Source organism: Vreelandella sulfidaeris Esulfide1, assembly GCF_054072535.1.
Genome location: NZ_CM133364.1, coordinates 1,876,023 through 1,902,021 on the forward strand (window position 1 = coordinate 1,876,023; position 25,999 = coordinate 1,902,021).

Below are 25,999 nucleotides of genomic sequence, written 5' to 3' on the forward strand. Positions count from 1 at the left end.
TCACTGCCCCATTGTTTCAGAAATGGAATGAAGTTCGACGATGGCGTCGACGACACTGCCGAAATACTGCTTGTGCAGGGCAGAGTTGCCTTTAACCGTCGAGAAAAAATCGTCAGGCAGCAAATCTTTGACGCGCTCGGCAGCCTCTAGATACGCTGGCATCGGGATTTGAAGGCACACGCGATCCATGCTCTCCACCACGCCCCAAGGTCTTGACCAGTTTGGAAACTGAACCACTCTCGAGCCCTTCACGGCGCTGGCGTATTTGACGATCTTCTCGATACCGAGGTGATCCTGAATCTCAACCTCCACCGCCGCGGTCATCCAGGTCGGCATATACATCAAACTATTGGGACCGATGACATGGTTGATCACGTCGTCGTAGCCTCGATCAGACATGACCGCGGCCCAGATGCAGAACGAAGACTTGTCCCGCTTGCGCATGCCATCCAGGGAGAGCATGAACATCGAGGTAGAGAAGTAGTTGGTGCTTACCTTTTCGCGCATCTCATCCAGGTGGAAGTTAGCTTCGCGGTAGATGAGCGCACGAACATCGTTATTCCAGAACGGCCAGATGCTCGACACCAGGGCCATCGCCGAGTCTGCACCCAGCTCGATGTCCCCAAGGTCTGCCACCGAGCCTTGCGTCAGGGTGTCTTCACCCATAAACAGCACCCGCTCAAGTTCCGTCTCGCAGATCATGTAGTCGAGGGCAGCCAGCTCTATATGTTTGTGACGCATCACGCGGATCGAGGCATCAATGTTCAGTTTTTCCACCAGTCGCTCTACGGCCTTTGGGTCTACTAGGTCGTCGCAGAACAAATGGACGCGGCAGTTCGGGTTGTGGTGCAGGAAACTGGACATAGCAACGGTCAGTTGCGGCAGGTTGTAGCTTTTCGCGCAGAACATAACATTAAGCATTCGCGGCATTCCTTATGGCAGTCACGATTTGCTCGGCACGGCCCTTGTCCTGCCATGTCCAGTAGAAACCGGCGTGACGGCTGCCAAGGACTTTCTCCAGGGCAATCTTGCGATCAGACTGGTGCATCACGGCATCGTAAATCTGCTTGTAGATGGGACGTTGAGCGTTGGAGCGATCGATCACCTCGACGTCTTTGTTCATGAGGATCGCCATGAGGCCCATTTCACTGTTGGTGGTCACACAGACGCGCTTCGCTCGGCACAGCATGTCGTAGCCGCTTTCACGGCGACTGGCCACGCGACCAGGGAACATGCTTTCAAGTCGGTGCATCAGGCCGGCACTTGAGATCGGGTGTGGCTTGACGATCGCATTTTCGTTGTAGACCAGCTCCCTGAGCCTTTCGAAGTCGACATACATATCGATGATGTTGGTGCCGGGCAGGAAGACCACTACATCAAGCTCGTGGGTTTCGAAGCCAGGCAGCAGCCGATACTTGTCGAGCCGTTCGCCGCTAAGGATCATGTCGGCGGTCACGGGCGCGTCGTCATCTTCCAGAGCCATCTCGGCAAGCCTATATCTGAGCTTGTCGTGGCACGGCGAGATCATGAGACCCTGGCTGAATATTTCCGTGTAAGACAGGCTCTTCAGCGTGTCGCCGCTGTAGTAGATGTCGAACAGCACCTCGTCTTCGAACGCCTCGTAGAGATGATCAGCGAGTGGGGAAAGGGCGGCCAATCGATGGCCGCGCACCACATCCCCGGTCTTGCTAAGCAAGGTGAACGAGTCGTCAATCCGATCGTCAGTCGGATTCAACATGGCCACGCTCCTTCAGACACTCGATCACGCGCTGCTCGACCAAAACATCGATCCGCTTCTCGATCAGAGCGATTACCTCTGACACCTTGTCATCGAAGTTGGTGATATGCTCCAGCAGAATGTCGCTAAGGACAGCAACGCGTTCTGCGGCGTTCTTGACGTCTTTCTCGGTCATGTGTTGTCTCCTGATAAGCGCAGCGCTTTTCTGATGCGGTGGGTGATGCGGCCCATGAGAGTTATGGGTCTGCCGAACTTTGAGTAGTCAACCTCTTCGTCATTGGCCCAGCCGGACACGACATAGCCGTCGCCGACCATAAAGGTGCGGTTGCCGTTGGTAACGAGTGCATAGACCAAGTGGTCGTAGCTGAAGGTGTCGATCTTCTCGATGGAAGTGATTTTCTTGTAGCCGCCGCGATAGCCGAGACGTGTTCCGACCCAATACTCGCCGACCTTCTCGGGCCTGACGCCAACGTATTTCTTCTTGAGGACGTTACCGTCTGCGTCGATGCACTCGACCATCGCGCCGTATTCGTGCTGGCAATACGCCTGCTTGTCGATGACCGCCCAGCCGTTCTCCGTCCAGGTAAGGTGATCGGCGGTATTCATGTAGTCGCCGTTGATGCGATACATCGGGCGACCGCTGAGCGTTGGCCGGTCGTAGAACAGCACCTCGGAGATGCCGCCGTAGCCGTCCATCAACTTATCGCCGATCTTAACGTCAGCGATGCGCTTCTTAGTGCCATCCGCCATCCAGACCAGAGTATCGGCATGGAAGCAGGTGCAGTCACAGTTACAGTTAGAGACGTAGTAGGTCGACCACGACGTTGTGGCACTGTAGCTGGTCGAAAAGCTGGTTGAGGCACTGTAGCTGGTCGAATAGCTGGTGGTGGTAGTCAAGCTGGTCGAATAGCTGGTGGTGGTGTTGCGGAAGACCGAAACACCCCGGAATTGACTGAAGCTGATTTCACCAGCAGAGGGAAGGACAGGGCTGCCTTTCCCGCGGAAGTCACTCAGCGACACCGTTCCCGACATGATGAATGCCGTCCTTATGGCACTCATTTCCATGGCTCCCGTTGAGGGGAGCGTGCCGCCGATCTTGGTTGATGTCGACTTGCTTGTCGCCTTCGTCGTGGTGGTCGACCTGGATGTCGTATGCGACTTGGCTGTCGACCTGGACGTCGTCTTCGTCTTGGTAGTCGACCTGGACGTCGTGCGAGTCGCCATTAACGAACACCCCCATGCTCAAGAGTGGCAATACGAGATTCCAGCACCTCTCGCATAGCTTTCTCTTCTTTGATGGCTTCGATGAGTAGACCGACAAGGTTGCCGTATGCGACGGAGTAATGACCATTAGGGCTGGTTTTGGTAGGCCCACCAGTAACCGCTTCCGGCAAAACCTTGATAACCTCCTGAGCAATAACACCGGTCTGTCTAAATGGGGTGGAGCGATTTCCCTGTTCGTCGTAGGTAATATCGGTTCGCTCAAAAGTGTAACCGCCAAGTCGAGAGACTTTATCTAGCGCGTTGCGAATCGGTTCGATATTGGTCTTTACGCGAGCGTCGGAGTAAGCCGTAATATTTCCCGACGTCCAAATACTATCGCCAAGTGAGCATCGCGGAACGCCGTTGGCACACCACACCATTTGATGGCCACCGCCCATCGTGCCGCCCGTGGCGTTATTGGTATGCTTATAGGCGAGGCCATATAAGTTGCCGAAATCCTCCCCAGTGGCAGGAATAGCGTAGCCAGACCCCATCGACCATATATGACCGGTGCGAGTAGCGTCGTAGGTGCCATACAAGCCCGCCTGACGGAAGTCTGTATTGTTGACCACTAGCTTGCCGTCACTTTCTACGGTCAGCCGATTTCCCAGCGTCTTTACTTCATGTTGATCATGCGTATGAGCCGCAGGGGTGAACGATGCGGGTTTCGAGCCGACGTCGGCCCAAACAATACCCAGCGCAGTTTTCACCTGATCGGGGGTAGAAGGGCGCATATAATCGCCACCAATAGTCTTGGTGGTGTAGATGCCAGCAATATCTGCGTTTGTGGAGGCGTATGTAGAGCGGAACAAACGACACCAAGTATCGCCACTCGCGTCGCGAATCATCGGGGCGCTGCCGGTTGCCTCAAATGCAAAGTCGGTCTTTAAGTGAAAATCAGAGGCGTGTTTACCATCAAGCAGATCGGCATTAAGGCCGGAACTTTCACCGTGAACGCGCTTAATCGATGCCATCAATTGGGAGTCAGATACATCACCAATAAAGCCACCAACGGACGTCACGCGCTCAGTGTTGTCGACGTGGTCCCAATCCGTGCCGTTAAAGATGATCTGATCGCCGGTCAGAAACTCTTCGCCGTTGATGGTGCCAGCGACTGATACCTTGTAGAAGTGCCCGATAGAGGGAGCAATTGCACTGGGATAGACCCCTGTAGAGGCATCCCAGGAGCCAACATAAATCAGTGTGCCGGTAGCAATCGTGCGCGTCTTCAGCATATAGTGCTTGGCGCTGAAAAGGCCCGGTGCGATCTCAATATCTTCGTCTTGGGCTGCCCACATCATTGCCTCAATACGGGCAATGTTGGTGTTGGCTTCTGACGCGGATGCGTTGGCAGCGCTAGCGGCAGAATTATCAGCGCTATTTTTAGACGCAGTTGCCGCAGCCTCAGCGGTTTGACGCTCAGCGAGTGAACGATCAGCCTCTTTACGAGCGCTGTAGCGGTTCTCAGCGTTGACCACACCCACCACACCATCGCCAGTTGCCCATTCGCGTGACTCATCGCGAGCTGCTTCAGACGCAGCTTTGGCCGTAAGCGTGATGTTTTTATGTTCGTTTACCGTGACGACATTGGTGGCGACATTGTCGGCACTGGTGTTGACTTCAGAAGCTCTCTGGTCGATGTGCGCTCGCTGCGCATTGATGTGTTCAGCCTGGGCGTCGACGTGAGTCACTTGCTCGCCAACATGGACGACCTGCGAATCGACGTGCGCTTTCTGCTCATCGACGTGCGCTTTCTGCTCATCGATGTAAATTCTGTTGTTAGACGTGACCGACTCTGATGCCGAAGCTGAAGCCGAAGATGCCTGCGCGCTCAACGCCGCCTGATTAACGGCAGACAGGTCTTCGTATAGCGCCTCAGCTTCTTGTCTCGCTATCTCTGCACGCTCTCGATCGGCAGTCACAGTCAAGAGATCAGCGGCAACCTGCGTGGCGTCTTCCCGCACCTGGGTCGTCTGGGCGTCCACGACACTGCGTTGAGAATCGACATGCGCACGTTGGCTATCCTCATGCGCACGTTGAGCATCGAGGTGAGCCCGCTGCTGGTCTAAGTGCGCACGCTGATCATCAACGTGAATAACCAGCTCTTCAATATGCGTTCGATTGGCTGTGGTAGTTTGGGCGTTATCATCGGAGGTAGCGACAGCCGCTTCGATCTCCGAGAAGTCCCTGAACCTCGCCAACATCAGATCACGGGTTTCTTCTGTGGTGACTGCTGCCGTTTCAGCTCGATCTCTCGCAGCGACCGCGACATTTTGGGCTTCCGTCGAAGTAGTCTTGACCAGAACAACCTCTTCGACCAGTTGTCTGTTGGTCGCCTCAAGAGCAACCAAAGTCGTTTCGATGGTCATTTACCGCGTCCTCTTGATGATCAACGTCAGAGCCAGAGAAATACTGATGATGGCCCTATTGGCGTATGCAATTTGCTCCGCTTCGGTCATGGCTTACTCCAATTCACACGATGATCTGCGGCAGAATGTCGAAACGACCCTCGATAACGCGGAACGCCTCTTTGGTAGCGCCGGTATGCAGGTCGTATATCTCCGCCAGCTCGATCGCGTAGTAGTTTTTGCTCTCAGGCAAAGTGAGGGTGTAGGCGGACGTCAGCGTTACAGTGATTGTTCTGGCAGCTCGATCTACATTTAATCTGCCGTTGCTCTCGTTGAACGTGGCAATCAAACGCGAGGTGGTAGCGCGGGTCATCCTGACCTTCATGCTCACCTCAAACCTGCCTAAATCGATGTTTAAAAAGGCGTCGTTAGCCATGTAAATGACGAACGAATATGCCTTTCCTTTGTTACAGCTCAGTTGGTAAATTCGCTCGGCCATCCACTGTCTCTATAAAAGTAAGTGCTTACTTATTCTATAGGCGAAACTACTTCAGTGGAAGGCCGTTATGCGATCAGACGACCGCGAGAGGGGAGTAAACCGTCTTGCCGTTTACCTTACGGGCAGCTAGCACCGAACCACGCGGTTTATCAGCAATGCTTACATGCACCCAGCGACCAAACTCTTCAATAAGTTGATCGTAATTGGGCATGTGTTTGGCGATAAATTCGACCAGCTCTTGCGAGGTCATTCCGGGCACACTGATGTCGGCAGCTTGTGCGGCACTATGCTGAGACTTGGTGGCACCGCCGATGGCTTTGTTCAGCTCCAAACAGCGATAGCCAGAGCTGATAATCACCGGCAGCTCGCGGGCGCGAGTTTCAGAGCGATGAATGCGGTTGATCTTGTTGCGAAGCTCCTGAAGAAACCACGATAACTTGGCGGCGTCGCCAAGCAGATCATCAGGAATAGTATTGTCGATGCCACGACGGGTAGCCGTTTGTGAGGCTTCGAATTCATGGCGTGGGAAGTTAGGTGCGAACTGCGTCATGACAGTCTCCTATCAGTTGAGGTTCTTGACGGCTTTGTAGATTTTCGCGACCCACTCCAAGGCTCGGATACCGCCAAGACTGGCGAATACACCGACCAGCATGATCTCCACTTCCGATAAGCCTTGGAGCAGGCCCATCGTGTAAATGGCAACCGCGCCGAGGCCAGAGAGGATCATTTCACCCAGGAATTTCTTTAGGTTGAAGGGTTCATCTTTCACCAGGTTTCGAGCCAGGTGCCCAAGCATCACGAAGCCGACGAGAATCCAAAGAACACGGTCTTCCCAATTGATTGTCGCTGAGGCTTCGGCGATCTCGTTGATTTCGTTTCTCACGAAAGCGCCCTCATAGGGTGAGTTGTCTACGAGGGCGATGGTATCACAGTAGGTAAGCGCTTACTTACTATTTTTTGCCTAGTCAAGCAATTTCAATGGCGGCTATTCGTTGTATTGATGAGGGTGCGGAAGGGCGGGTGTGTTCGCCATAGAAGCCGATCACTTTGGCACCTGTGAGCATTTCCAGAGCACCTTCGAAGATTCCCTTTGCGTAGTAATACTCATTGTTGCAGGTATCCACCCAGTTTTTATCGGTCAAATACATGCAGCCGCCGCCGCAAATTTGCAGGTAAGGGCAGCCGCCGCAGTCAGGACGCTCTTTCCAGTGCCATGCGGTATCCAGCTTAACGTTCTCCATATCAAACACGGTGCCGATACCATGTTTGCCTTTTACGCCGGTGTTTTGGCATGTCATCGCGTTACCTTGAAGATCGACTGCCAAATGACTGGGCTTATCCATTCCGCATTTCTGGCCCAACACCGTCGCAGGGCGCTCGTCGACCATAGACTGTAGAAAACTGTATACCCGACTTTCAAGCCCCGGAGAGCGCTTCTGAGCGTCGTTAAGATTGCTCTTAACCGATGTCACCAGAAGATTGTAATCGCTCTCTGTGAAGCGCCTGGAGACGCCTAGATCGCCCTCTTCGTAGTGATTCACTACGCCTTCGAAATTTACCGGAGCGTTGGGATGCACTCGCTCATGGAACCAGTCGATAATTGCATTGATGTCGGCGTTATCCGCAGTTATAACCGAGTTGATCGAGAAGGCATGCGGGCGCTCTTCGATGAATCGGCGAACCACGTCGAGAATACCTGGCTCTTCAAAAGGGTCTGGGCCACGTAGATGCTGACCTGGGCCGTCGTGCGACATGCCGATAATAATGTTGTGCTGCTCGATAAAGGCGAACTTCTCGTCATCCAGAAGTGAACCATTGGTGATCATCATAAACAGGGAGTCGGGAAAGCGCTCACGCAATGCCGGGACCAGTAGCTTCAGCTTCTTCCAGTAGACCAGCGGCTCCCCACCCCAGAACTCGATACGCTGCGGTTGGCCGACCAACCAGTCATTCAGACCATCCAAAAATCCCTGAACGTCATCAAGGCGCGTGTGCGTTTCACTCCCGACGTGGATGGCCTGATTACAGTAAGAGCAGGAATAGTTGCAACTTAACCCAAGCTGAATTTTCAGTTTCTTGACTTCGCGGCTTTTTCCAACAGGATTCATTGGGTTGAAGCTCTCGAAGACCTTCCATCCCGACTTGCCAGAATAGTGCGGTAGAGCCGGAATTCCGTCTTCGGTGACGAGAGAGCTGGCAGTCTGGTCATAGAACAAACTGAACTCTTCGTTATCAGGGTGCCTAAAGCGAATCTCAAACATCGCAAGTCTCTTAGTGGTCGTGTTGGGAGCGGTCAGAGTTGACATTAAGCGTTCGCAATATCATAAAAATATCGCAGCTCTTACTTACATCGCCAACCTACCCAAAGGTAACGATGCCTTGCTCCACCATGTCGTAAGGGTGAATCTTTCCGAAGTATTGGTTTGGCTTCCATCCATCGAGAATCGGATCGTAGTCATACCAAGGAATAACATCGACTATTAGGTTTGTGCGTTGAAAATTACATCGCTCGCTGGCATACGCGGAGTGGTGACGCGCCGTGCAAACCATATGCGCGTCCCCCGGCTCGAACATGACGACCGGCCCGTTCTGATATGAGAGTCCAAATTTGCCATTGGTTGAAAGACAGAAATTTAACCGGATGCTGAAGGTATCTTTTGAGTCAATGTGATAACCACCGCCGATATTAAAGAGTCCGTTGAGAGTCCTTGCCGTCACTCTGGTGACAGGGAAGTTAAACGACTCAAAGAATGCTCTTAAATTTGGCAGCCGTTCGGCAATAAAAGGGTGTTGCTTTCGAAAAGCATAGGGGTCTATGTAGTCTGCCTTGCCACCGCCATATTTCTCTACTTGCACCGGGGCATTGTAATACTCGCTCTCTGGCAGATTGGAAAAGCGCGGCGTGCCGAATGATCCCAGATGCCACATGCTGGGGTCATGCGCTGGATTGTAGTAGAGCGAGGCGCCATAGAGCGACAGCCTCCCACGGGACTGCCAGCTCGTAACCCCTACGTTGCGATAAAATTCCCAAACCTCATCGAAAAGTGCAGGTGCGTCTATCGCATTGTGCTTGGTAAACTGAATAAAACGATCATGGATTCCTACACGAGCCTTAGCTTCGGCGATATTGTATCGCTCACCAAGATAATCACTGGTTATTCTATCGTCAGGCACTTCGGCATACGTGATCATACGGTGACACTCACAGAATCGATATTGGAGTAGTGGCGATAGCCGAATTTAAGCGTCGCCACCTCTCCTTTATCCATCAACATGCCGGTAAATTTGAATTCTGCGATACCATCATGATTGGTAAATCCATAGCGCCTATTGAGGTATCCAGCGTCGGATTTCACCTCGATGCGCATACCTTCTCTTTGGATTGGCACTCCGCCGAGCATCGCCTGGACCCGCACAACAACATGATCCGATTGGTGCAGAGACTCGATGACTTTTAGTGACGGGAGGAAGCGGCCAGCCACATCATCGTATGCCTCCGAGGTATTCTCTATGCGTTCGGTGCCTAGAAGACCACTGTTATGAAAGTCTTCTTCTCTGACATTGAAGCGAACTACGGCATTTTCTATTTTTCTGTCAGAAAATGGGATTTGTATCTGACCAACATTTTTCATGGCTCCACTGGTATACAGCCACCCCATTTCTCGAAGATATAGCTTGCCGCCGTATTTTGATAGGCCAGTGTCCATCGTCTTGTTTTTCAACAACAATCCCCATTCTGTAGCGAACATATAGAGATTGTTTTTCTCTGAAGCGGCGCTATCAGGGACGAAGTCATTAAGAATTTTCTGATCAATGACGTGTGCGACGCCATCGATGCTGAATTTGATAGAGTCAGGAGAGACTAAGACCTCTGTCAAAGTAAAAGGTATATCGCAGATGGTATGAAGCGGATTCTTCATGTTCAATTTTCCCGGCGCTATGTGTTCGATCACCAATTAGCTGTTACCGCAATCGCAGTTACAGTTGCAGTTGCAGTTCGTGTTAGCCAATTTCAGCGTAACGCTTCGTCCAGATCGAGTTACCTGAAGAGCGCTACCAGAGCCGCAGTTCGTTACGGATACGGTATTTACGGCAGAGGCGACATAGCTCGGGACATTGATTAACCTTCCCCAATCTACTTGCGAGCTGTTATTGATTACAGTCGTAGAACCTATCTTAAATGCCATTGACAGCCTCCAATTTTTGAACCCGATTGGTGAGTTCTTTAACTGCTTCCACGAGAAGGGCGGTCACGTTTCCGTAGGCAACCGAGAGTTTCTTATCCGGCCCTTTGGAGACCAGAACAGGCACCACTTTCATCAAATCCTGCGCGATGAATCCGATACCGGGTCGATTGGTTATTTTGTGGTGATAGGAAACGCCCTGGAGCTTATTCACCGTCTCCAGCGCGTTTTCTAGGGGAGCGACGTTTTCCTTCAGACGAGCATCTGAAGATGAGGTGACGTCACCTGAGACGGTAGCGTTACCCTGCACCACAAGGTTGCTAGTGATGGTGAGGGCGCCATTGAAGGTTGAGCTGACGTTAGAGCGCAGATAGTTACTCGCAGCAAGGCCGTTCAACTTGGTGGCATTAGTCGCATTGTCCGCCGTTGAAGCGTGCTCTACCTGAACACCGGCATGCTCGACATCACCGTTGTAGCCAAACAGACGCCAGTAGGTGCCCGTCCAGTTGGTTTGAACGTTATAGCCGTTGTCAGAGTCACGCCGGTATAGCTTGGTGACTCCAGGGCGAGCGTTACTCTGCCGTGGAGCGAAGTCGCTGGTATGGGTATGACTGATAGAGGCGAACTTCTGCTGAGCCTCTTCGAGCGATATTGCGGTTTTACTGGCGTCAGCGATCATCCGCCAAGAGCCATTCGACCGAAGAACAAATAGGCGCTCTTGGTCGATGCGGTAGCACGGCGTTCCAACATCGGCATACGACGGAAAATCGAGCCCAGAATTCAGGGTGAGCGCCGACATATCATTGTCGAGAAGCAACTGACGGCTGGCGTCAATGTTGTGGTTCTCGGTAATCGGGGTGTATTTCTGCATGTGGTTAGTAGCCTGTCGAAGTCCAAGAGATCGTGCCGGCCACTTTTTGGTTGGCCGCGTTCAGAAAACAGAACACAAAGCCCTCTTCGGTCAGACTCGTGATATTCACCACGGCGTATTCCGACATTGCGACGACGGTATGCCCAACTTCTGGCGTCACCACATATCGCTTGTTGAAGAGAACTTCTTTGACTCCCCCAGCGGCAACCGATGCGCGTCCCTTATCGAGGACGTCAGGCATATCGGCGGTATAGACAAGCCCCGACAGAATCGGGGTGCTTATTTTTGACCGGACGATGTGCTTGATTAGCGCACGCTGGAAGTTGTAGTAACCCGGCGTGAAAGGGCGGAACCCCTCGAAACCAGGAGGGGCGTTTCGCTCGGCCATCGTGCGCAGTTCTGCCAAACTAGGGCTATCTGCCAAATTCTTAACGGCAATGTCCGAGATGACGGCGTTAACACGCATGACAAATACCCATAAGTAAGTGGTTACTTATTCTATCAGACATACTTAATACCACTCAAGGAGCCAATGTCTGCCGACAGCTCAACGAAGGCTTCATCTTTCGATTCTAGGCATCGAATGTAAACCTTCGTGTTGCCGCTGGCATAAAACACCGACACGTTGTAGTTGTTACCGTCTTGGAGAGTCATGAGGGTTGAAGCCCGTTCGGTTTTACTAGCAGCACTCATTACCAGATCGTTACCCTCTACTCGCACTAATACCCTGTCGGTTGATCCGATGACTTCACAAATGTCGGTAACGATCGTTGTTGGCCGCATCCACCAGCTAACAAAGTTGGCACCGCTAAAGTGGGCCTGTAACGTCGAAGACGGGCTAACCAAGAGTCCATGACCGAAGCGACCATTGGGCGTATCGGATGCGTTTTCGATCTTGATAGTTCCGGTGCCGTATTCCTTAGCCCCTGACGTGTCTTTCAGCGGCCAAGCGACGATGTCCTCGTCCCGTTTACCCACATAGAGCGAGATTTCCTTGAGCAAGCTGATGTCATCGGCATCCACCGTTGGGAACCAGGGGGCTGACGCCTTGCTTGAGTTCCAGCCGAAGCGCATATCTTTCCAGGTGCGCACTTCGTCGGACTTGGCGGTAACGATTTCCTGCGTCGTAACCATGGCGTTGTAGCGCTTTTGCATATCCATTTCTTGGACATACTCGGCATACTCGGTCTCAGTGGCATCTTCACCTTCCAGACGACTGCTCACCCGAGAGAAGCCCATCATGGCCCCTGGATAGCCCAGCGCTGTCGCGTCGACCACATGCACCGCGTTGTAGGATTGGCTGCGCGTTACCTGTTGGTTAACCCGTGCTGCGACCAGTGATTCCACGCCTGCGGTGTCGTAAGCCTTGATCAAGTAGGAGTCGATCGCGGTTGCACCCACTGGGATCGAATACGACGTGCCCGAGACATACACCACATGCTGAGAGTTCGCCCAGCTAATGCCAGAGCGGATTTCATAACCGATGACGTCGACTTCAGGGTTCTTACGCCATTCAAGAACCGCATGATCTCCGTTCTGCACCGACGAGAAGCCCATAACGATACTGGGAGCGATCAGCATCAAGGTCGCGGTAGCCGCCTGCTCAGACACGTTGCCGAGCATATCGATGGCCTTGATGTGATACATATACAAGCCGCTGTTCTTCTTCGTGGTGAAGAAACGCGTTCCTGCATAGTTCTCAACGACCGTGGTGGCACCTTCCCAGAAAGAGCCCTCTCGAATCTCGTAGCCAGTCACGTCAAGCTCAGGTGACTTATCCCACGAGAACTCGATACCGTTCATCCCCTTTTCGACCTTGAACCCTTTCACCTGGGCGGGCAGGGCGCTGGCACCTTCGACGAGATATTCCCAGTAGGGCGCAGTGTTATAGGAGGCCGTGCGGCCCGCACCGTCATACGCCACCACCTTGAATTCAAGCGTTTCTCCCATGTTGGCGTTAATGTTGTAGAACACCGCTCCGGCAGTGGTTGTGCCGTGGAATTCCATAGCACCGCCATTGCGAGCGATAAACACCCGGGCGCCCGCATAATCACCTTCCGTTGGAGCGTTCCAGGCGGCAATGATGTTGCTGGTCAGCGAGCCAGACCGCATCGACAGCTCTTCGTAAACCCGTAGGTCTTGAACGTGGCCAATTCTGCGCACTGGATCAGTGTAGAGCGGCGTTTCCTGCACGTTGACCGGGTCGAAGATAGTCTCGTTGTATTCGATGAAACTGAGGGTGCGCTTGTAGTCACCACTTCCAGCAACAGAAGTGACGGATACCGGCTTAGCTTCACGATTAGACTCGCCGACCATGTAATTGGCGAAGTCCTGCGGATCGGTGGAGAAGGGGCCAGCTAGGGTTAGCTCATCGGTTTCGTCATTGTAAGCGTGAATCTTACGGGCTTCGATGACATCAACGTCCCATAGCTCGACAGACGCGCCCACCACAAGGCCAGCGGCGTCTTCTACGGCGACTTCAAGATACCCCCCTGACGCATTCATGCCCAAAATTAGCAGGTCTTTATCGCCCGATTTGAAGCGTTTGGCGCGGATGCTAGTGGCGATGCCGGTGAGGTAGACTGTTTTGGAACTGGCCACCACACTACTGATCGTTGCCTGACCGCGTTTAACGGCAGGGTGCATAATCAGTAGCGAGAAGTTACTAGGGTTGGTAGGGATCGAAAGCGGCCGATCAATCTTGATCTTTGTGCGCGTTGAACCTGGCTGAATACGGCCAGACTCTCCCCATTCCGGCATATCGTGTTGCAGCAGAACAACGTCGCCAACACCACACGCCAGCGCCTCGATAGTTGTCTCGAAAGAGCCGGACATTACCAACGCTTCGTTGAGTGCCTTCTGGAAGTGCGCTTCGAACAACGCTTGACGCTGGTTATCGATACCCACCATGCGCGTAGTGGAGATACGCTGCATTTCACCGCGAGCGATAGCCGCTTCGTTGACTACTCGAACGGTATTTTGCTTATTGCGATTTTCTCGGTCGTAGAACTCTATCTCAAATTCGTTCGCTCGGTCTTCCAGGTTTTGCCATTCGAGCTTGAGAGAGCCTTCGAGAATATTGCCCGAGCCAAACATCATGACCGGATCGGATTTGCGATAGATCGATACACTGGTCATGTTGCCGATTGTGACAAAGCGTGCATGACCCACACGCAGCACCAGTTGGCAGGCATCCCAAATGTTCGTCATGGAGTCGATGACGCCATTGAAATAGAACTTGTTCTTATCGCAGAACTCAGCCCAATCAACGAACATGCGAATGTCGATGCTCGAAACAGACTTACCAGCACCGTAGCGAGTGTTCGTCAGCATATCCAGCGTGATCCAGGCGGGGTTTGCTGACCATGCACGCTTCACCAGCTTGCCTGACCAGTCGAAATGCGGAACCTTAATGCCTTTGATTTTCGCGGTGATCTTCGGAAGTCCGCTGAGCTGATCGGACAAACGAACCATCACGCCATAGTAAGCCGTGAAGTTGTAGCGAACTCGCTCACTGATGATTTCGCCGACATCCGTCAGGGTGACGCGGTCGAGGATATTGTCAGCGGTCGACTCTGCGCTGGTTCGACGAATCCGAATCTCGTAGACGCCCTCTGATAAGAGGCCGGACTGGTAGGACTTACGTAGCGGCTGCGCTGTTTTATCCGTGACCTTTGGCGACAGTGGATAGCGAGCAGAAGCCAATATCGTCGGGCTTGCGCCTTCCCAATCGATTTTGTATTCCATACTGCCGCTGGAAAACTCGGAACTGAGACCGACCGAGAATGAGCCCGACAGGAACCCCTTTCCAGAGTGCAGCGCAACACTGGCTTTTACAGTCTGCATCAATTTCCAGCTTTTGCCGACGTTACGCACGTAGAGACGCCCAGTGACGTTACGCTGACCGGTGCCAGTGAAGCTCTGACGATACTCGACTTTCAGATGGTCTGAGTGCTGGGGAATCGCAGTCGTGGTCAGTTCGCGAAACTGATTGACGAACAGGTTGGTCCAGGCGGTTGTATTGACCTTGCGGTATTGGATTTCAAACGAGACAGAGCGACTTTCTCGCTTACCTTTGTTGTTGATCACGCTTAGGCCATTTGGCCACACAAGATCGATACGGAAGCCGTCAACTTCACCGACTGTTGTGTGAGTCGTCCATCCGGTATCGAGGGTGACACTTTTGTTCTTCATCGCCATCGACGCGGCGAACCAGCCAACGATTGTCTGGTTGTCGGTTCCGCGGCGAACTGCCGTCGACACGTCTTCGTAGTTTTCAATCGGTTGATCTTCGATTTCGAAGTCGGTAATGCTCTCGATTTCACCTTCAGAAACGACCGCCTGGGCATAGACAAGCTGATCCCGGCCACGATTTTCGGTGCGCACGTTGACGTAGTTACCCGCATAGCGATATTCGCCATAGATCAGCGGGATAATTGTGTCTTCTGCCTGAGTGTTTTTGGCACCGTCGAGACCGTAGGTGGGCGACTCGCTGGCATCACCGATATTGTTCGACGAGGGTTTCGGTGGTGGCAGCAGGGCGTTGACCAATAATCCACCAGCCATCGTGAAAGCCGCTGTGGTGGCAGCGAAGGCCGCCGTGCCAGTAGCGAACATCATTCCAGCGGCATAGGGCGCAGCGACCGCTACGGCGATCATAGCCACCATACGAAGCACGTTCTTAGAGCCCTTGCCGCCGTAGGGGATCGGTATGACGACAATGAAGTCATTGGGCTGCGGGTAAATATCCGCCCATTCTTCAGGGGCGTAAGGTTCCGCATTAACACTTACTGACCACAGGTGCGGGTCTGGCAAGCCGACCATGTAGTCAGCCAGCGTCTTATTGCGGTCGTAATTCAACTTCGCGGCTTCGCGATCCGACATATCAAGCGCGTTGTAAATGATCAGCAGGTTGAGGTGCTGACCAATTTCCAACTGCTTAACGGGAATCAGATTTGTGCTCATAGATGCCCACCAGACGATTTCTCCAAAGTGAAAGACGCTCTACGGCTACACCACCGGCCATTTCCCAGGCATGAATGAACCTGTCCGGGCCGATGATGATGCCGACGTGCGCCATGTAAGACTTGACGCGGAAGTAGGCGATAGCCCCTTCCTTAATGCCGTAGGTGGTCACAGTGCCGTTTCGACTGACACCCTCCATCGTTCCCCACATAGCGTCTTCAGGGGGAACGGGGAGCCAGCTTTCGCCACTCTCAGCTTCGCGTGATAACAGGGCTTCCATGTTGATGAAGCCCTCGGGCGTAGTGACATCCGGCAGCTCTTTACCGAGCCGCCTGGAAACTTCCATGCAAAGCCCGTAGCAGTCGAAAGCGCCGTCTTCACCACGAGCGTCATATTCGAAGCGAGAGGTTAGTAAATCAGTATAAGTCACCAATTACTTACTATATCACCGAGAGTTAATCCCTGGGAATCCGCCAAAGTTCTGTTCGTTGCGATGAACAGAGCAGCCGTTATTCCCTTGGAGGGTGTAATCACAGCCAGCAAGGCTCCCGGTGTATTTACACTCCGGTCCCTTGTAGCGCCACTGACAGCGATCTTTACGCTGAGTCCGCCGCGGTATTCGCTGAGCAAGCGGGTTTTCCATGCCGAGCGTGAATGAAACGGTATAGCCACCCGTGTCAGCGCTGGCGGTGCGCACAGAAAAGGTCTCTGCGAACTCAGGCGGCTGGTTCATATTGCCGGTGTTGAGGAAGAACAGCTTCACCTTGAAGCCCACGCCACCTCGATACATCTGCATGTAGCGGATAATGACCCCAGTGCGATCAAAGAATGACAGCGACGCCTCGGAAGGGCGGTCAATTTCACTCTTGGTATCGATGTTGAAGTCAGTAGTGACGTAGATTTGACCTTTGTAGTTGATGTCTTCGTTGCCATTACGGCAAAGGTGGATTGTTTCGATATGATTCCCGGTGCGGTGATCAATGACGTCAATCGCAAGCATAGGAACGAACGCCTCCAGGGAGGCGATTCGGTTTTTATCGATAACGGTGGCGATGGATAAGTGCTTCACTTACACCTCTCTCAACTTGATGCCGTGGACGTCCCACCGCTTGTTCAGGCCGTTGCCTTTGTAGACAAAGGACAGCGGTTCCTTGAACTGCACTAGGATCAACTCGTGCGTCTGGGGATGAACGTAGAAGAAGGGCAATAGTGTTCCGCCGACGTCTTCCTCGAACTCCTGAAGTTGCTGTTTCTGGCTGTCTTTGAGGTTGGTAAACGCGGTATCAAACAGCCGACGCCGCTTTTGCTTATTGCGAGGCCGAGAGATCGTGTAACCCGCCTCGCTTTTATTGCCTACCGTGTTGTCTTCCTTCGACTCTTTGAAGTGAGCAGAGTCTTCCTTGGTAAGAATCGCGTTGACGCCGAAGTTCGGCATGGTTGGATACTGACTCATTATTTGAACGCTCCCTTCATTGAGTCACGGAAGCTGCCGGGGCGATTAACCGCCTTTAGCACCACATCAAGAACGTAGGATTCGCCATCAAAGCGACCACCGGCCTGTTCAGCCTCAACGGGCTGGCCGGATTGGTTAATCAGGTTGAATTGGATGTTGGGCGCACCACCGCCACCACCCTGCATAGTGACCGGGATTGACCGACCGTCTGGCAGTGGGACGTAGGCTTCTGGCGTGCGACCTTCACCGAAGATGGAAATCTGCGGAGAGTTGGCAATGCCGCCCTTTTCGTAGCGGTTGAGAGCAGCCGGCCCCCACTGAGTCATGATGTTGCCGTTGGCACTGGCAGTAGTGGGTAGGGTGGTGGAAATTTGCGAGGCAAACCCCTGGGTATAGCCCGACGTGGAGCCAAACATGCCGGAAAGCGCAAACTTACCCATGTTCATCACCTCGCTCATAGGCTGAACCAGTGACTTTTGCAGCTCTATCCGAAGCATCTGCTCAAGCACATAATCAACCAGATTGCCAAACTCGAACTTGCCTTCTTTGGCAAACCGCACGATCTCATCGATCGCCGTGTCCGAGGCGCCTTTCCACATGGAGGCCCAATCAGCTTTGAACTCGCGCATTTCACGCATCATCGACGCCCAGCTAGATTCGGCATCGATCACGATCTGGTTCATCGACTCGGCATGGTATTCCTGCAAAGCAGCGGCGTATTGCTGAACCTGTGCGGGGTCAACGCCAGCCACCTTCATTTTTTCCAGCAGCTCTTCGTATTCCCGAACCTGCTCGGCCAGTTCCAACTTCTGAACGCGCATACGAGCAAGACGACCTTCTTCAGTCTGGCCAAGTGCGCTGGCTGTCTGACTAAGCATCTGCATGTAAGCCTGCTCGCCACTACGCTCAGCTCTTTTCAGACGCTCCAGGTTGCCAAGTTCAGTAGCAGTCTCACGCGCTTGGTTTGCCAGTTGGTCGAACATACTGGCTTCACTGGGCTTAATGGATTCGCGAAGCTGGCTGATGCGCTCTTCCAAGCCCTCAAGGTGCGGGTTTGCTTCGTCTGCTTTGGCCTGAACCTGCTCCATACGAATCGCAAAGCCATTGACCAAGCTCTGCATGGCCTCAAGGGCGCGCTTTGACTCCTTGACCGCTTGAGGCACGCCACGAGGGGGCTTAACGATGAATTCGTTGGCCATGTTCGTGGTGACGATCGACTCCGCCTTGATGCTCTCGATCTCGGTGCGTTTTGACTCAAGCGCTAAGAGGGCGGCTTCAATTTCAGCGAGTTTTTGTTGGCCGATCTCGGTAGAGACATTGCCTAAACTTCTGCGACGCTCTTCTAGCAGCCGCTCTTCACGGTCGATAATTTCACGCTTCTGGTTGTAGGCGGTCTCAATCGCCTGAACGACCTGATTGTGAATATCTTGCAGCTTGGAGGCGTCGCCATTGGCTTCCACGCGCATCTGCTCAAGCTGAATGCGTGTAGCGTTGTATTGAGCGCTGATGGGGTCGAAGAACCCTTGAATCATACGGTCAGTGGTGGCCTTCGAGCCTTCCACCAAACGGAACTGAATACCTCGCTGACCTTCCTCGATGGCAACGCCGTATTCGTTCAACTGATTCTTGATCACGCCATTTCGAGCCATCATGGCTTCGACGGTAGACTGTGCCTCTTGGCGAATGGCGTCAGAGGTGGTTCTTCTGGCGGTGTGGATTGCCCTGGTCATTGCATCATGGTTAGAGGCGTATTCTGCCTGTAGCTCTTCGGATGAATCGCGCAGCTTATCGAGGTCAGCATTGGAGGCGATCATGCCCCGCGTGCGGATGATGCTGTCAGCCAAGCCATCGAGATCACCAGCCAGGCCGAGTAGGGCATAGCCAGCCGATGCAATGATTGAGATACCCATGCCGATGGGGCCAGCAAGGCTCATGAACGCCATGCCTAGCCGCGGCAGATTGGAGATCAGGTTGCCTGCGCGTGCCGTTGTCCGCGTGAAAGAGCCATCCAGGCTGCTGAGCTGGTTACGGAATTGCTCGTTGCGCTGGCCGACCTTATCCATGTGACTGCGGTAGTCACCCAGGGCCATACCCAGGATGCCAGTCGATGTGCCCATGCGACTCATGGCGGTGGTAATGGCAGCAATACCCATCGCGACACGGCTGGTCACGAAGTAGAAAACCATCAACTTGCCGACTTGCAGAATCAGCGATCGATTTTCATATAGGAATATCGCCATTGTCTTTAAGCCTTGAGACAGCTCAGACAAGGCGTTGCTGATTTCCGAAGCGAATTGCTTGGCCTCTGAACCAACCATCCATTGGGATAGCTCGTCCATCATTTGCTTCATGGTGTTGAAGTAGCTGGTTCCATCGCCGGTATCACCCGCGATGTCTTTCAGGAACAGCTTCCAGCGGGTTTCCATCGACTGAACGATACCGTTCCAGGTCGTCATCATACGGACGCCCGAGCCGTCGAAGGTCTGTGCCATTTCAGCCAGCATCTTACGAATGGCGGTCTGGGACTGGACGGTGCCGGTTTCAATTTTGCCGACCAGTTCAGCGACAGTCATTCCCATTGAACGCGCCATGATCTGCATGGCTGACGGGACGGCCTCACCGAGCTGTTGGCGTAGCTCTTCCATTGAGATAACGCCTTTACCCGTCATCTGCTGGATGGCTACTGAAGCCCGGTGGAGAATGTCAGAGTTGCCGCCGAAGTGGGCGACTGCATCCGTCAACGCCTTCATGCTGCCGTTCATCGGGTCCATACCGACGGTGCGGAACTTAACGAAGGTGTCGGTCAGCGCTTCCATTCTGAAGGGGGCGTTTTGAGCAAAGTCGGTGATGAACTTGGAGGCGTTTAGCGCATCCAGGTCACGCCCAGCTTGTGTTGTCGCGGTCGACATACCACGCATCATGACTTCCAGGCGCTCAATTTCGCCTGCGGCATCCATGATGGTCTTTTGCCAGCCGAAAGTAGCTCTTACGAGCGTGCCAATAGCTTGCTCGGCAGTGGCCAGAATAATAGTGAAGTCGCGGGTAGTGCCGAGAATTCCCTCGATTGATGTGTCGAGTTCCCCAACACCGCCCTTAGCAGATTTTGCCTGACGCTCGAAACGATCAAGAATTCGACCGGCACCCTTCATGCCTAGCTCGAACTCTTGCCCGTCCAGCGACAGGACTAACGTAATATCGTCACCGCTTCTCATCTGAAACTCCCAAGCGCCTTCAGGCGATCAATGGCGCCCTTATCCATCTCAGCGGCGTGGCGAAGTGGCTGGCCGATCTCGCTTTCGAGGTCAGCAATAAGCCCCTTCACTGCGTCCGCATCAGAGGACTGGGCGACGAGTAGGAGGCGCAGTTGTCGCCGGTCTTCTTCGGCGTGGACTCGGGAGATATTTCGATCGAGCATCCAGAACGTTTTAAGGGGCAGGCCCAAGACGCCCGGATGGCTCATTGAGTAGAAGCGCATCACGCGGGATATGAAAAAGCCGAGGTCAATGGCCTCGATCCCCGGCTCTCCATCGTCTTCCTGACCTGCCCGCTTTACTTTTTTGCCTGATCTTCGTCGAGCTGTTCTTCCAACGCAGCGGCATTGATGAAGTCGAGCAGTGTCTTGACCTGACGCATGGTCATTTTGTCGAGGACATCGGCAGTGATCGTGGGGATCATCCGCATAACGTTCCGGCGATAGGATTCGACCAGCTCAGCTTCAGTGATGCCGCCAGCTTTGCTCTTGGCTTCCATCGTCTTTTGCTCAGCGGTCAGGGCAATGAAGTCACCCAAACTGATCTCGCAGATGTCGTAAACTGACCCCTGAAACTTGAACTGCTTCAGGACATTATTTAGGTCGTCGAGATTGAGAATTTCAGCCATCACGTTGTCTTCCGTTGTGAAATGAAAAAGGGGGCTTAGTAGCCCCCTATAATAAGTAAGTGATGACTTACTTACCAGCGAAAAATTAAGGTGTAGTGACGGGATCAGGATCAGGCGTAGGAGTCGGAGTCGGTGCAGGACTTCCGAAGGTGCCCAATACACCCAATTCATCCGGGTAGACGGTGAATTCGACGTTGTAGACCCGCTCTTCGTTATGGCGGTATGCAAAGCTAAAGTTACCCGCCGTGTTCGCCTTCAAGAAGGTGATCGGCTCTTCAGCGCTTCCACCAGTCGTCGGGATCAATTGCAGGGCACCTGCGCTATCGATCAGCGACAAGCCGATACCGTCTTTGACGATAAGCTGTCCGTTTTCTACGGTAGAGCCCGGCAGGGCCAGACCCAGCAAGTCGAGCTTGGTTTCGGCCAAAGGCACCGTCACTTTGAACTGACGCTTGGTAATAAACTCATCGACAGCAGTTTCGCCGTGTTGGTCGACAGTGATGGGGTAGGTGCTGGTTTCCACAGACACCTCGACACCGCCTTTGGTTAGACCAAGAGCGACGGACTTGAAGGTGACGTCACAGGCACCCAGTTTGATGTTTTCACGAGACATTCTTGATCTCCTTAGATCGTTTGGTCTACTCGGTAACAGCTAAACTCGAACCTCACCGCGAACTCCCGCAATCCACCCTTCGAAACGGGATACGCGGTAGGCTCATTGGTTGGCCGAACGTAATTGAAGTGGTAATCGCCAAGCACGCGATTGACCACGTTCAATACCTGCATCGCCTCGCGACACAAGTCGAACCCTGCTTTTGGGTCGCTGTGGCGGACGACGACTTCAATCACGTCTTTGTAGTAACCCGGCAGCTCATGATCGATCTCAAAGCCAGGGATTGGCGTATCGATCATGATTGCTATATGCGCGGTGTCGGGTATGAAGTTGAAAAAGGTAGGTATCCCATTGACAGCGATGGGGCTCGCTTTAATGCAATCGATAATCGCCTTCTCAATCACGCCTGATCTCCATCATCCACGCCTAGCGGCTTCCCGCGCTGCAAGCTCAATCTTTCGCCTGTAGATCGCCTTAACGAAGGCGGCAGACCGGCTAAAGAACCCAGGTCCAACCGACAAGGAAGCACCCATTGAGCGAACCGAACTGTTCTTCTCCTGAGATCGCTTGCCCAGGCCAGAAAATTCACCTGTTTCGAGGCGCTTGGCGTAGGTTTGAACTCGCTGACGCTTAATGCCGGTGCGTGTCCTTACATTGCGACGCGCATTGGGGTCGACATAGACTTCATACGAGGTTCTGCCATTGATACCGGCCCGAGACAGGCGACGAATGCGAATGGATCGCTCCAAAGCGCCGGTTTGGAGGTGCGTTTGCAGCTCAACACGACGCTTCATTTCCTTCGCCGCTTGTTCCATAAGGGCGTAAACGCTGCGATTCGTCCGGTTAACGATGTTATCCAGGCGAATTTTGGTGGCATTTATGCCTCTGATTTCGAGACCCATATTTTCAGTCCCACCTCGTTGTGGTCATGACGACCCATAATGTTCAACCTGGGCTGAATGCTCTCGACTTCGAAGCTGTAACCCATCACCTCGACCAAATCGCCCATGGCGATAGGCAGCGTTGGGGGAAGTAGCACAATGCTATTTGCCTCAACTTCTTGGCCGCGTCCTCGGGAGGCTGAGCTGTCAGCGCGAACCGAGGTTTGCTCACTGATCACCTTGAGCCGGACGACACTGCAAGGGTGGCGTTTTCGCTGGGTATGTTTTTCTCTTCCCCAGTCATCAAACCCAACCCGCTTACTGACGAAACAAAAGGTGTTTGGTCGAAACATGACTCATTCTACCTATATCACGTAATAAAGTAAGCACTTACTTACCTTGAGGAAGCAAATACCTTGTCGCCTGCGGGTGAAACAGACTAACGCGTCCAATTTCGTAATCAGCTCGCTCAATTACCCGAACCGCATTGCCATCAAAATCGATGACCGCAAAAGCTTCTGCATCTGAGCTAACCAAGACTGTGTCTGTCAGTATCGCGATTCCCAGTCCACGCACTAAGAGCTTCGTAAAACGCTCTGTGTGCTGTCTTCTTCCGAGTGCATCGCGAGATATAGACGATGTGATTTCGACGCTCTCACGCGCTCTCAGGAGTGCTGCTGACGCATCCCAAGCGTTTTCATCGCGCATTGATCGAGCAACTAACGCGATTCGCTTCATATCGAGTCGGAACTGCTCTACACGGGACTCAGCGTCGCGGTGAAGGCGATCTGCGGTGAAGGCGATATGTCGATCAACAAGCTGTCGAGCCTCTTCACTGATGGGCGCCTTGAGAATTTCTTCTGCCAAGCCAACGGAAAGGGCGGCAATGCTACGACACACCATCAACATGGCGTTTTGGCGAACGGTCAGGGCGTTATCGAAGTGACTATCTGCCTCTTCGACCATTGTCTTCAGCGCTGTATGTCTCGCTTTGGCCTGACTGAAGGCTTCATCCCTGGAGCCAAGCAGTGCATCGGCGAACATGCGCTCAAAACTGACCGAGTAGTTGGACCACTCATCCAGAAAATCAAAGCGCTCATCCACGGCAAATACTCCATCGAGCGCTCATCCAGCGATTTAACTGCCGGTAGGCGCGTGAGCAGACTTCGGTAGTGACGGGTTTGCCTGTGCGGAACATTTGCGATGTTTCGCCAACGGAATCCGACAAGATGCCTTCCTGACGTTTGCTCGCTGCTGAGCTGCCGTAACCGAGAATGTCGTCGGCTTCGAGAATCTGAGCTGCGGTTAGGTCGTCGATAAACTTGGCTGGCAACAGGGCAAAATCAGCCTGGGTCATATCGTCAAACAGATGCTCGCCTTCTTCGAGGTCGAATTCGGGGAAAGAAGCCTCCACGTCACGATCCAGGTCGAAGCGTATTTTCTTGATGCGGTAAGCCGCCTCGATTAATGCCTTGTGACGCTCTTCATAGCTTGCTGATTCCCAGTTACTTACCTGGGGAATGTCCATGGAGCGAAGCGCCGCTTCATTGACCGACTGAAAAGACTCACCGGGGATAGTCAGGGTCGACAGGTCTTGGACAACAACCCGCTCGACGATCTTCTCCCGTAGAACCTCATCATTGGTAACGACCAGGGTGATAACCAGCATCTTGCGGCGAGCGCCCGCTTCTAGGTTCGTAAGTGTTGCGTCGATAGGGATACTGACGCTGGTGTCTGTCGGGGTGACAGGCAGGGTCGTATCCGTTACGAGGATGACGCCAGCCTGATCAGTAATCCCATAGGTTGCACTGGTGGGTGATGTCACCAGCGAAAGGTCGAGAGTTAGCGAAAATGATTGTCCGGCGTCATAGGTTTGCATGCCTTACTCCCCTTGAGCAGCCATGATCTCGCGGATCAGCTCATTGATTGAGCGACCCTTGATGCCAAACGAATCACCTACCAGTCGCAGACCCGCGATTCCTTCCTTGTCGGCAATGTCGGCAAGTTGATCGTGGGTATAACGCTCAGTGGGGATTGGCTTGGTCGCCGTCTTAGCGACAACCGACTCAGTGCCTTTGCTGACGCTTTCAGCAAACGCGTCGTTTTGAACTGTGGCCCGAGCAACGGTCATGTTCTTGGCGTTGATATGGTCGACAGCGGCGCCGACTTGATTGCCTTCTAAGCTCACAACACGCATTGCGGCACCAATCATAGAGACTTCCTGACTGGTCAATTCGCGATCACTCACGCCATTGGTAAAGTTGATTTGATAGAGCAGGCCGGTATAGGTGGTAAGCGACGGCTCAACGATACGAACTTTCATAGCATTCTCCATTGGAAAAGGGGCAACGAGTTTCCCCGCTGCCCCTGTAAGTCACTTGTTACTTACTACTTTGGACGCAATTAACCTACGCGAACTTTGTCCAGGGTAGCCAGGGACTTAGTAGACTTCAGAGCCAAACCGGTATACCACTTCACGCGGTAGCGGATGGCGTCTTTGTTCTGGATGGTGCCGATCTTCTCCATGCGAACACCCGCAGAGGCGCCACCGAAGATACCGTGCAGACCATCAGTCTCGTTCAGACGAGCGGCGACGATAGAAGAAGACTTCACACCGGCATTATCCAGAATCGGGAAGAAGTCGTTGGTCAGGATCGGCACGCCGTTATGAGTCAGCATCGGGCGACCGAAGTTGCTCATCATGATGTGCGCGGGCTCAAGACCGCCAGTGGCACGCAGCAACGCACGAAGAGCGCGAATGTGTGCGGAGGTCATGAAGATCGCATCAGCACCATTCGGCACCGCGTCCAACAGCTCATCCAGCATAGAGAAGGACAGGGCGTTTTCGCCTGTGTCGATCTTCTGGTCAGCGTGAGCCAGCTTCAGCACACCGTCGAACTCTTTGGCGTTTAAGGCGGAGTCGCCTTGAGCCAGAGAACGGCGGAACTTGCGGGTGATAGCCTTCGCCTTGCCCTGGAGCTGAATAGCCACCTGATCTTGCAGATCAGACTGGGTTTCCGCCAGGAACTTGTCGATGTCCACGTCGCCAGCAAGAATGCGCAGCTTGGTTGACACTTCTTCGAAGGTTGCTGCACCTTCTGGCACCGGATCATAGGGGCTGAGGAATTCAGCTTCGCTCAGACCTTTTTCGCGGTTGTAGTCGTAAGACTTGCCGCTGGTTCCCACGAAGGGGAGAACTGCAAGCAGGTCTTCCTTGTCGATGATTTCTTCGATAATACCGCGCTGAAGATCGGCTTCAGACAGCTTGGCGGCTTCTTCGACTAGCAAAGGCATATCAGTTACCT

The 25,999-nt window shown here is 53.3% G+C and carries 29 protein-coding genes; 1 reads left to right on the top strand and 28 read right to left on the bottom strand.

Annotation, left to right across the window (positions count from 1 at the left end):
- Genes ACW44H_RS08665 through ACW44H_RS08680 form a run of 4 tightly spaced genes read right to left on the bottom strand, consistent with a single transcriptional unit; the run spans position 1 to position 2,770 of the window.
- Complete coding sequence (locus ACW44H_RS08665) at positions 1-921, bottom strand: hypothetical protein (RefSeq protein WP_457508492.1); 921 nt, start codon at positions 919-921, stop codon at positions 1-3.
- A complete protein-coding gene (locus ACW44H_RS08670; protein WP_457508494.1) occupies positions 914-1,738 on the bottom strand; it encodes a hypothetical protein in 825 nt (274 codons plus the stop codon). Before ACW44H_RS08670 ends, ACW44H_RS08665 begins: the two co-directional genes overlap by 8 nt.
- Positions 1,722-1,913 carry a hypothetical protein gene (locus ACW44H_RS08675; RefSeq protein WP_457508496.1) on the bottom strand — a complete coding sequence of 64 codons (192 nt, stop codon included), beginning with the start codon at positions 1,911-1,913 and terminating at the stop codon, positions 1,722-1,724. Before ACW44H_RS08675 ends, ACW44H_RS08670 begins: the two co-directional genes overlap by 17 nt.
- Entirely contained in the window at positions 1,910-2,770 is an 861-nt protein-coding gene (locus ACW44H_RS08680) for a Hint domain-containing protein (protein WP_457508498.1), read from the bottom strand. The genes ACW44H_RS08675 and ACW44H_RS08680 overlap by 4 nt, the downstream gene beginning before the upstream one ends.
- Positions 2,771-2,786: 16 nt before the next feature.
- On the opposite strand from ACW44H_RS08680, the gene ACW44H_RS08685 reads away from it, so the two are divergent.
- Positions 2,787-3,020 (top strand): hypothetical protein, encoded by a 234-nt coding sequence (locus tag ACW44H_RS08685; RefSeq protein WP_457508500.1) that lies wholly within the window; start codon positions 2,787-2,789, stop codon positions 3,018-3,020.
- On the opposite strand, the gene ACW44H_RS08690 is transcribed toward ACW44H_RS08685, so the two are convergent.
- The 24 genes from ACW44H_RS08690 to ACW44H_RS08805 all read right to left on the bottom strand — a co-directional run bounded on the left by ACW44H_RS08690 (position 2,962) and on the right by ACW44H_RS08805 (position 25,988).
- Entirely contained in the window at positions 2,962-5,370 is a 2,409-nt protein-coding gene (locus ACW44H_RS08690) for a tail fiber domain-containing protein (RefSeq protein WP_457508502.1), read from the bottom strand. The two genes, ACW44H_RS08685 and ACW44H_RS08690, sit on opposite strands and share 59 nt — an antisense overlap.
- A gap of 103 nt (positions 5,371-5,473) precedes the next feature.
- Positions 5,474-5,848: a hypothetical protein gene (locus tag ACW44H_RS08695; protein WP_457508503.1), complete on the bottom strand. Its 375-nt coding sequence runs from the start codon at positions 5,846-5,848 to the stop codon at positions 5,474-5,476.
- 73 nt (positions 5,849-5,921) lie between these two features.
- Complete coding sequence (locus ACW44H_RS08700) at positions 5,922-6,398, bottom strand: D-Ala-D-Ala carboxypeptidase family metallohydrolase (RefSeq protein WP_457508505.1); 477 nt, start codon at positions 6,396-6,398, stop codon at positions 5,922-5,924.
- Between the two features lie 12 nt (positions 6,399-6,410).
- Positions 6,411-6,731, bottom strand: a complete 321-nt coding sequence (locus tag ACW44H_RS08705) for a hypothetical protein (RefSeq protein WP_457508507.1) — start codon at positions 6,729-6,731, stop codon at positions 6,411-6,413.
- Positions 6,732-6,813: 82 nt separating this feature from the next.
- Positions 6,814-8,109, bottom strand: a complete 1,296-nt coding sequence (locus ACW44H_RS08710) for a radical SAM protein (protein WP_457508509.1) — start codon at positions 8,107-8,109, stop codon at positions 6,814-6,816.
- Positions 8,110-8,206: 97 nt separating this feature from the next.
- Positions 8,207-9,040 (bottom strand): hypothetical protein, encoded by an 834-nt coding sequence (locus ACW44H_RS08715; RefSeq protein ID WP_457508511.1) that lies wholly within the window; start codon positions 9,038-9,040, stop codon positions 8,207-8,209.
- Positions 9,037-9,768: a hypothetical protein gene (locus ACW44H_RS08720; protein WP_457508513.1), complete on the bottom strand. Its 732-nt coding sequence runs from the start codon at positions 9,766-9,768 to the stop codon at positions 9,037-9,039. The genes ACW44H_RS08715 and ACW44H_RS08720 overlap by 4 nt, the downstream gene beginning before the upstream one ends.
- 256 nt (positions 9,769-10,024) lie before the next feature.
- Entirely contained in the window at positions 10,025-10,903 is an 879-nt protein-coding gene (locus tag ACW44H_RS08725) for a tail fiber domain-containing protein (protein ID WP_457508515.1), read from the bottom strand.
- A gap of 4 nt (positions 10,904-10,907) precedes the next feature.
- Complete coding sequence (locus tag ACW44H_RS08730) at positions 10,908-11,369, bottom strand: hypothetical protein (RefSeq protein WP_457508517.1); 462 nt, start codon at positions 11,367-11,369, stop codon at positions 10,908-10,910.
- A 35-nt stretch (positions 11,370-11,404) separates the two neighbouring features.
- The gene (gene gpJ / locus ACW44H_RS08735; protein ID WP_457508519.1) at positions 11,405-15,868 is read right to left on the bottom strand and encodes a TipJ family phage tail tip protein; all 4,464 of its coding nucleotides are present in this window, start codon (positions 15,866-15,868) and stop codon (positions 11,405-11,407) included.
- Complete coding sequence (locus tag ACW44H_RS08740) at positions 15,843-16,298, bottom strand: NlpC/P60 family protein (protein WP_457508521.1); 456 nt, start codon at positions 16,296-16,298, stop codon at positions 15,843-15,845. Before ACW44H_RS08740 ends, gpJ begins: the two co-directional genes overlap by 26 nt.
- A 15-nt stretch (positions 16,299-16,313) precedes the next feature.
- Complete coding sequence (locus tag ACW44H_RS08745; RefSeq protein WP_457508523.1) at positions 16,314-16,937, bottom strand: hypothetical protein; 624 nt, start codon at positions 16,935-16,937, stop codon at positions 16,314-16,316.
- Positions 16,938-17,321 carry a hypothetical protein gene (locus ACW44H_RS08750; protein ID WP_457508525.1) on the bottom strand — a complete coding sequence of 128 codons (384 nt, stop codon included), beginning with the start codon at positions 17,319-17,321 and terminating at the stop codon, positions 16,938-16,940.
- Complete coding sequence (locus tag ACW44H_RS08755) at positions 17,321-20,533, bottom strand: tape measure protein (RefSeq protein ID WP_457508527.1); 3,213 nt, start codon at positions 20,531-20,533, stop codon at positions 17,321-17,323. The genes ACW44H_RS08750 and ACW44H_RS08755 overlap by 1 nt, the downstream gene beginning before the upstream one ends.
- Positions 20,530-20,736 (bottom strand): hypothetical protein, encoded by a 207-nt coding sequence (locus tag ACW44H_RS08760; RefSeq protein ID WP_457508529.1) that lies wholly within the window; start codon positions 20,734-20,736, stop codon positions 20,530-20,532. Before ACW44H_RS08760 ends, ACW44H_RS08755 begins: the two co-directional genes overlap by 4 nt.
- 134 nt (positions 20,737-20,870) lie before the next feature.
- A complete protein-coding gene (locus ACW44H_RS08765) occupies positions 20,871-21,200 on the bottom strand; it encodes a hypothetical protein (RefSeq protein ID WP_457508531.1) in 330 nt (109 codons plus the stop codon).
- A gap of 85 nt (positions 21,201-21,285) precedes the next feature.
- Entirely contained in the window at positions 21,286-21,813 is a 528-nt protein-coding gene (locus tag ACW44H_RS08770; protein ID WP_457508533.1) for a hypothetical protein, read from the bottom strand.
- A gap of 11 nt (positions 21,814-21,824) precedes the next feature.
- Entirely contained in the window at positions 21,825-22,217 is a 393-nt protein-coding gene (locus tag ACW44H_RS08775; protein ID WP_457508535.1) for a phage tail terminator protein, read from the bottom strand.
- 12 nt (positions 22,218-22,229) lie between these two features.
- Positions 22,230-22,715, bottom strand: a complete 486-nt coding sequence (locus ACW44H_RS08780) for a hypothetical protein (protein WP_457508537.1) — start codon at positions 22,713-22,715, stop codon at positions 22,230-22,232.
- The gene (locus ACW44H_RS08785) at positions 22,691-23,047 is read right to left on the bottom strand and encodes a hypothetical protein (protein ID WP_457508539.1); all 357 of its coding nucleotides are present in this window, start codon (positions 23,045-23,047) and stop codon (positions 22,691-22,693) included. Before ACW44H_RS08785 ends, ACW44H_RS08780 begins: the two co-directional genes overlap by 25 nt.
- A gap of 37 nt (positions 23,048-23,084) precedes the next feature.
- Positions 23,085-23,798, bottom strand: a complete 714-nt coding sequence (locus ACW44H_RS08790) for a hypothetical protein (protein WP_457508541.1) — start codon at positions 23,796-23,798, stop codon at positions 23,085-23,087.
- Complete coding sequence (locus ACW44H_RS08795; protein ID WP_457508543.1) at positions 23,791-24,573, bottom strand: hypothetical protein; 783 nt, start codon at positions 24,571-24,573, stop codon at positions 23,791-23,793. Before ACW44H_RS08795 ends, ACW44H_RS08790 begins: the two co-directional genes overlap by 8 nt.
- Before the next feature lie 3 nt (positions 24,574-24,576).
- Complete coding sequence (locus ACW44H_RS08800) at positions 24,577-25,017, bottom strand: hypothetical protein (RefSeq protein ID WP_457508545.1); 441 nt, start codon at positions 25,015-25,017, stop codon at positions 24,577-24,579.
- 80 nt (positions 25,018-25,097) lie between these two features.
- A complete protein-coding gene (locus tag ACW44H_RS08805) occupies positions 25,098-25,988 on the bottom strand; it encodes a major capsid protein (protein ID WP_457508547.1) in 891 nt (296 codons plus the stop codon).
- Between the last annotated feature and the right edge of the window lie 11 nt (positions 25,989-25,999).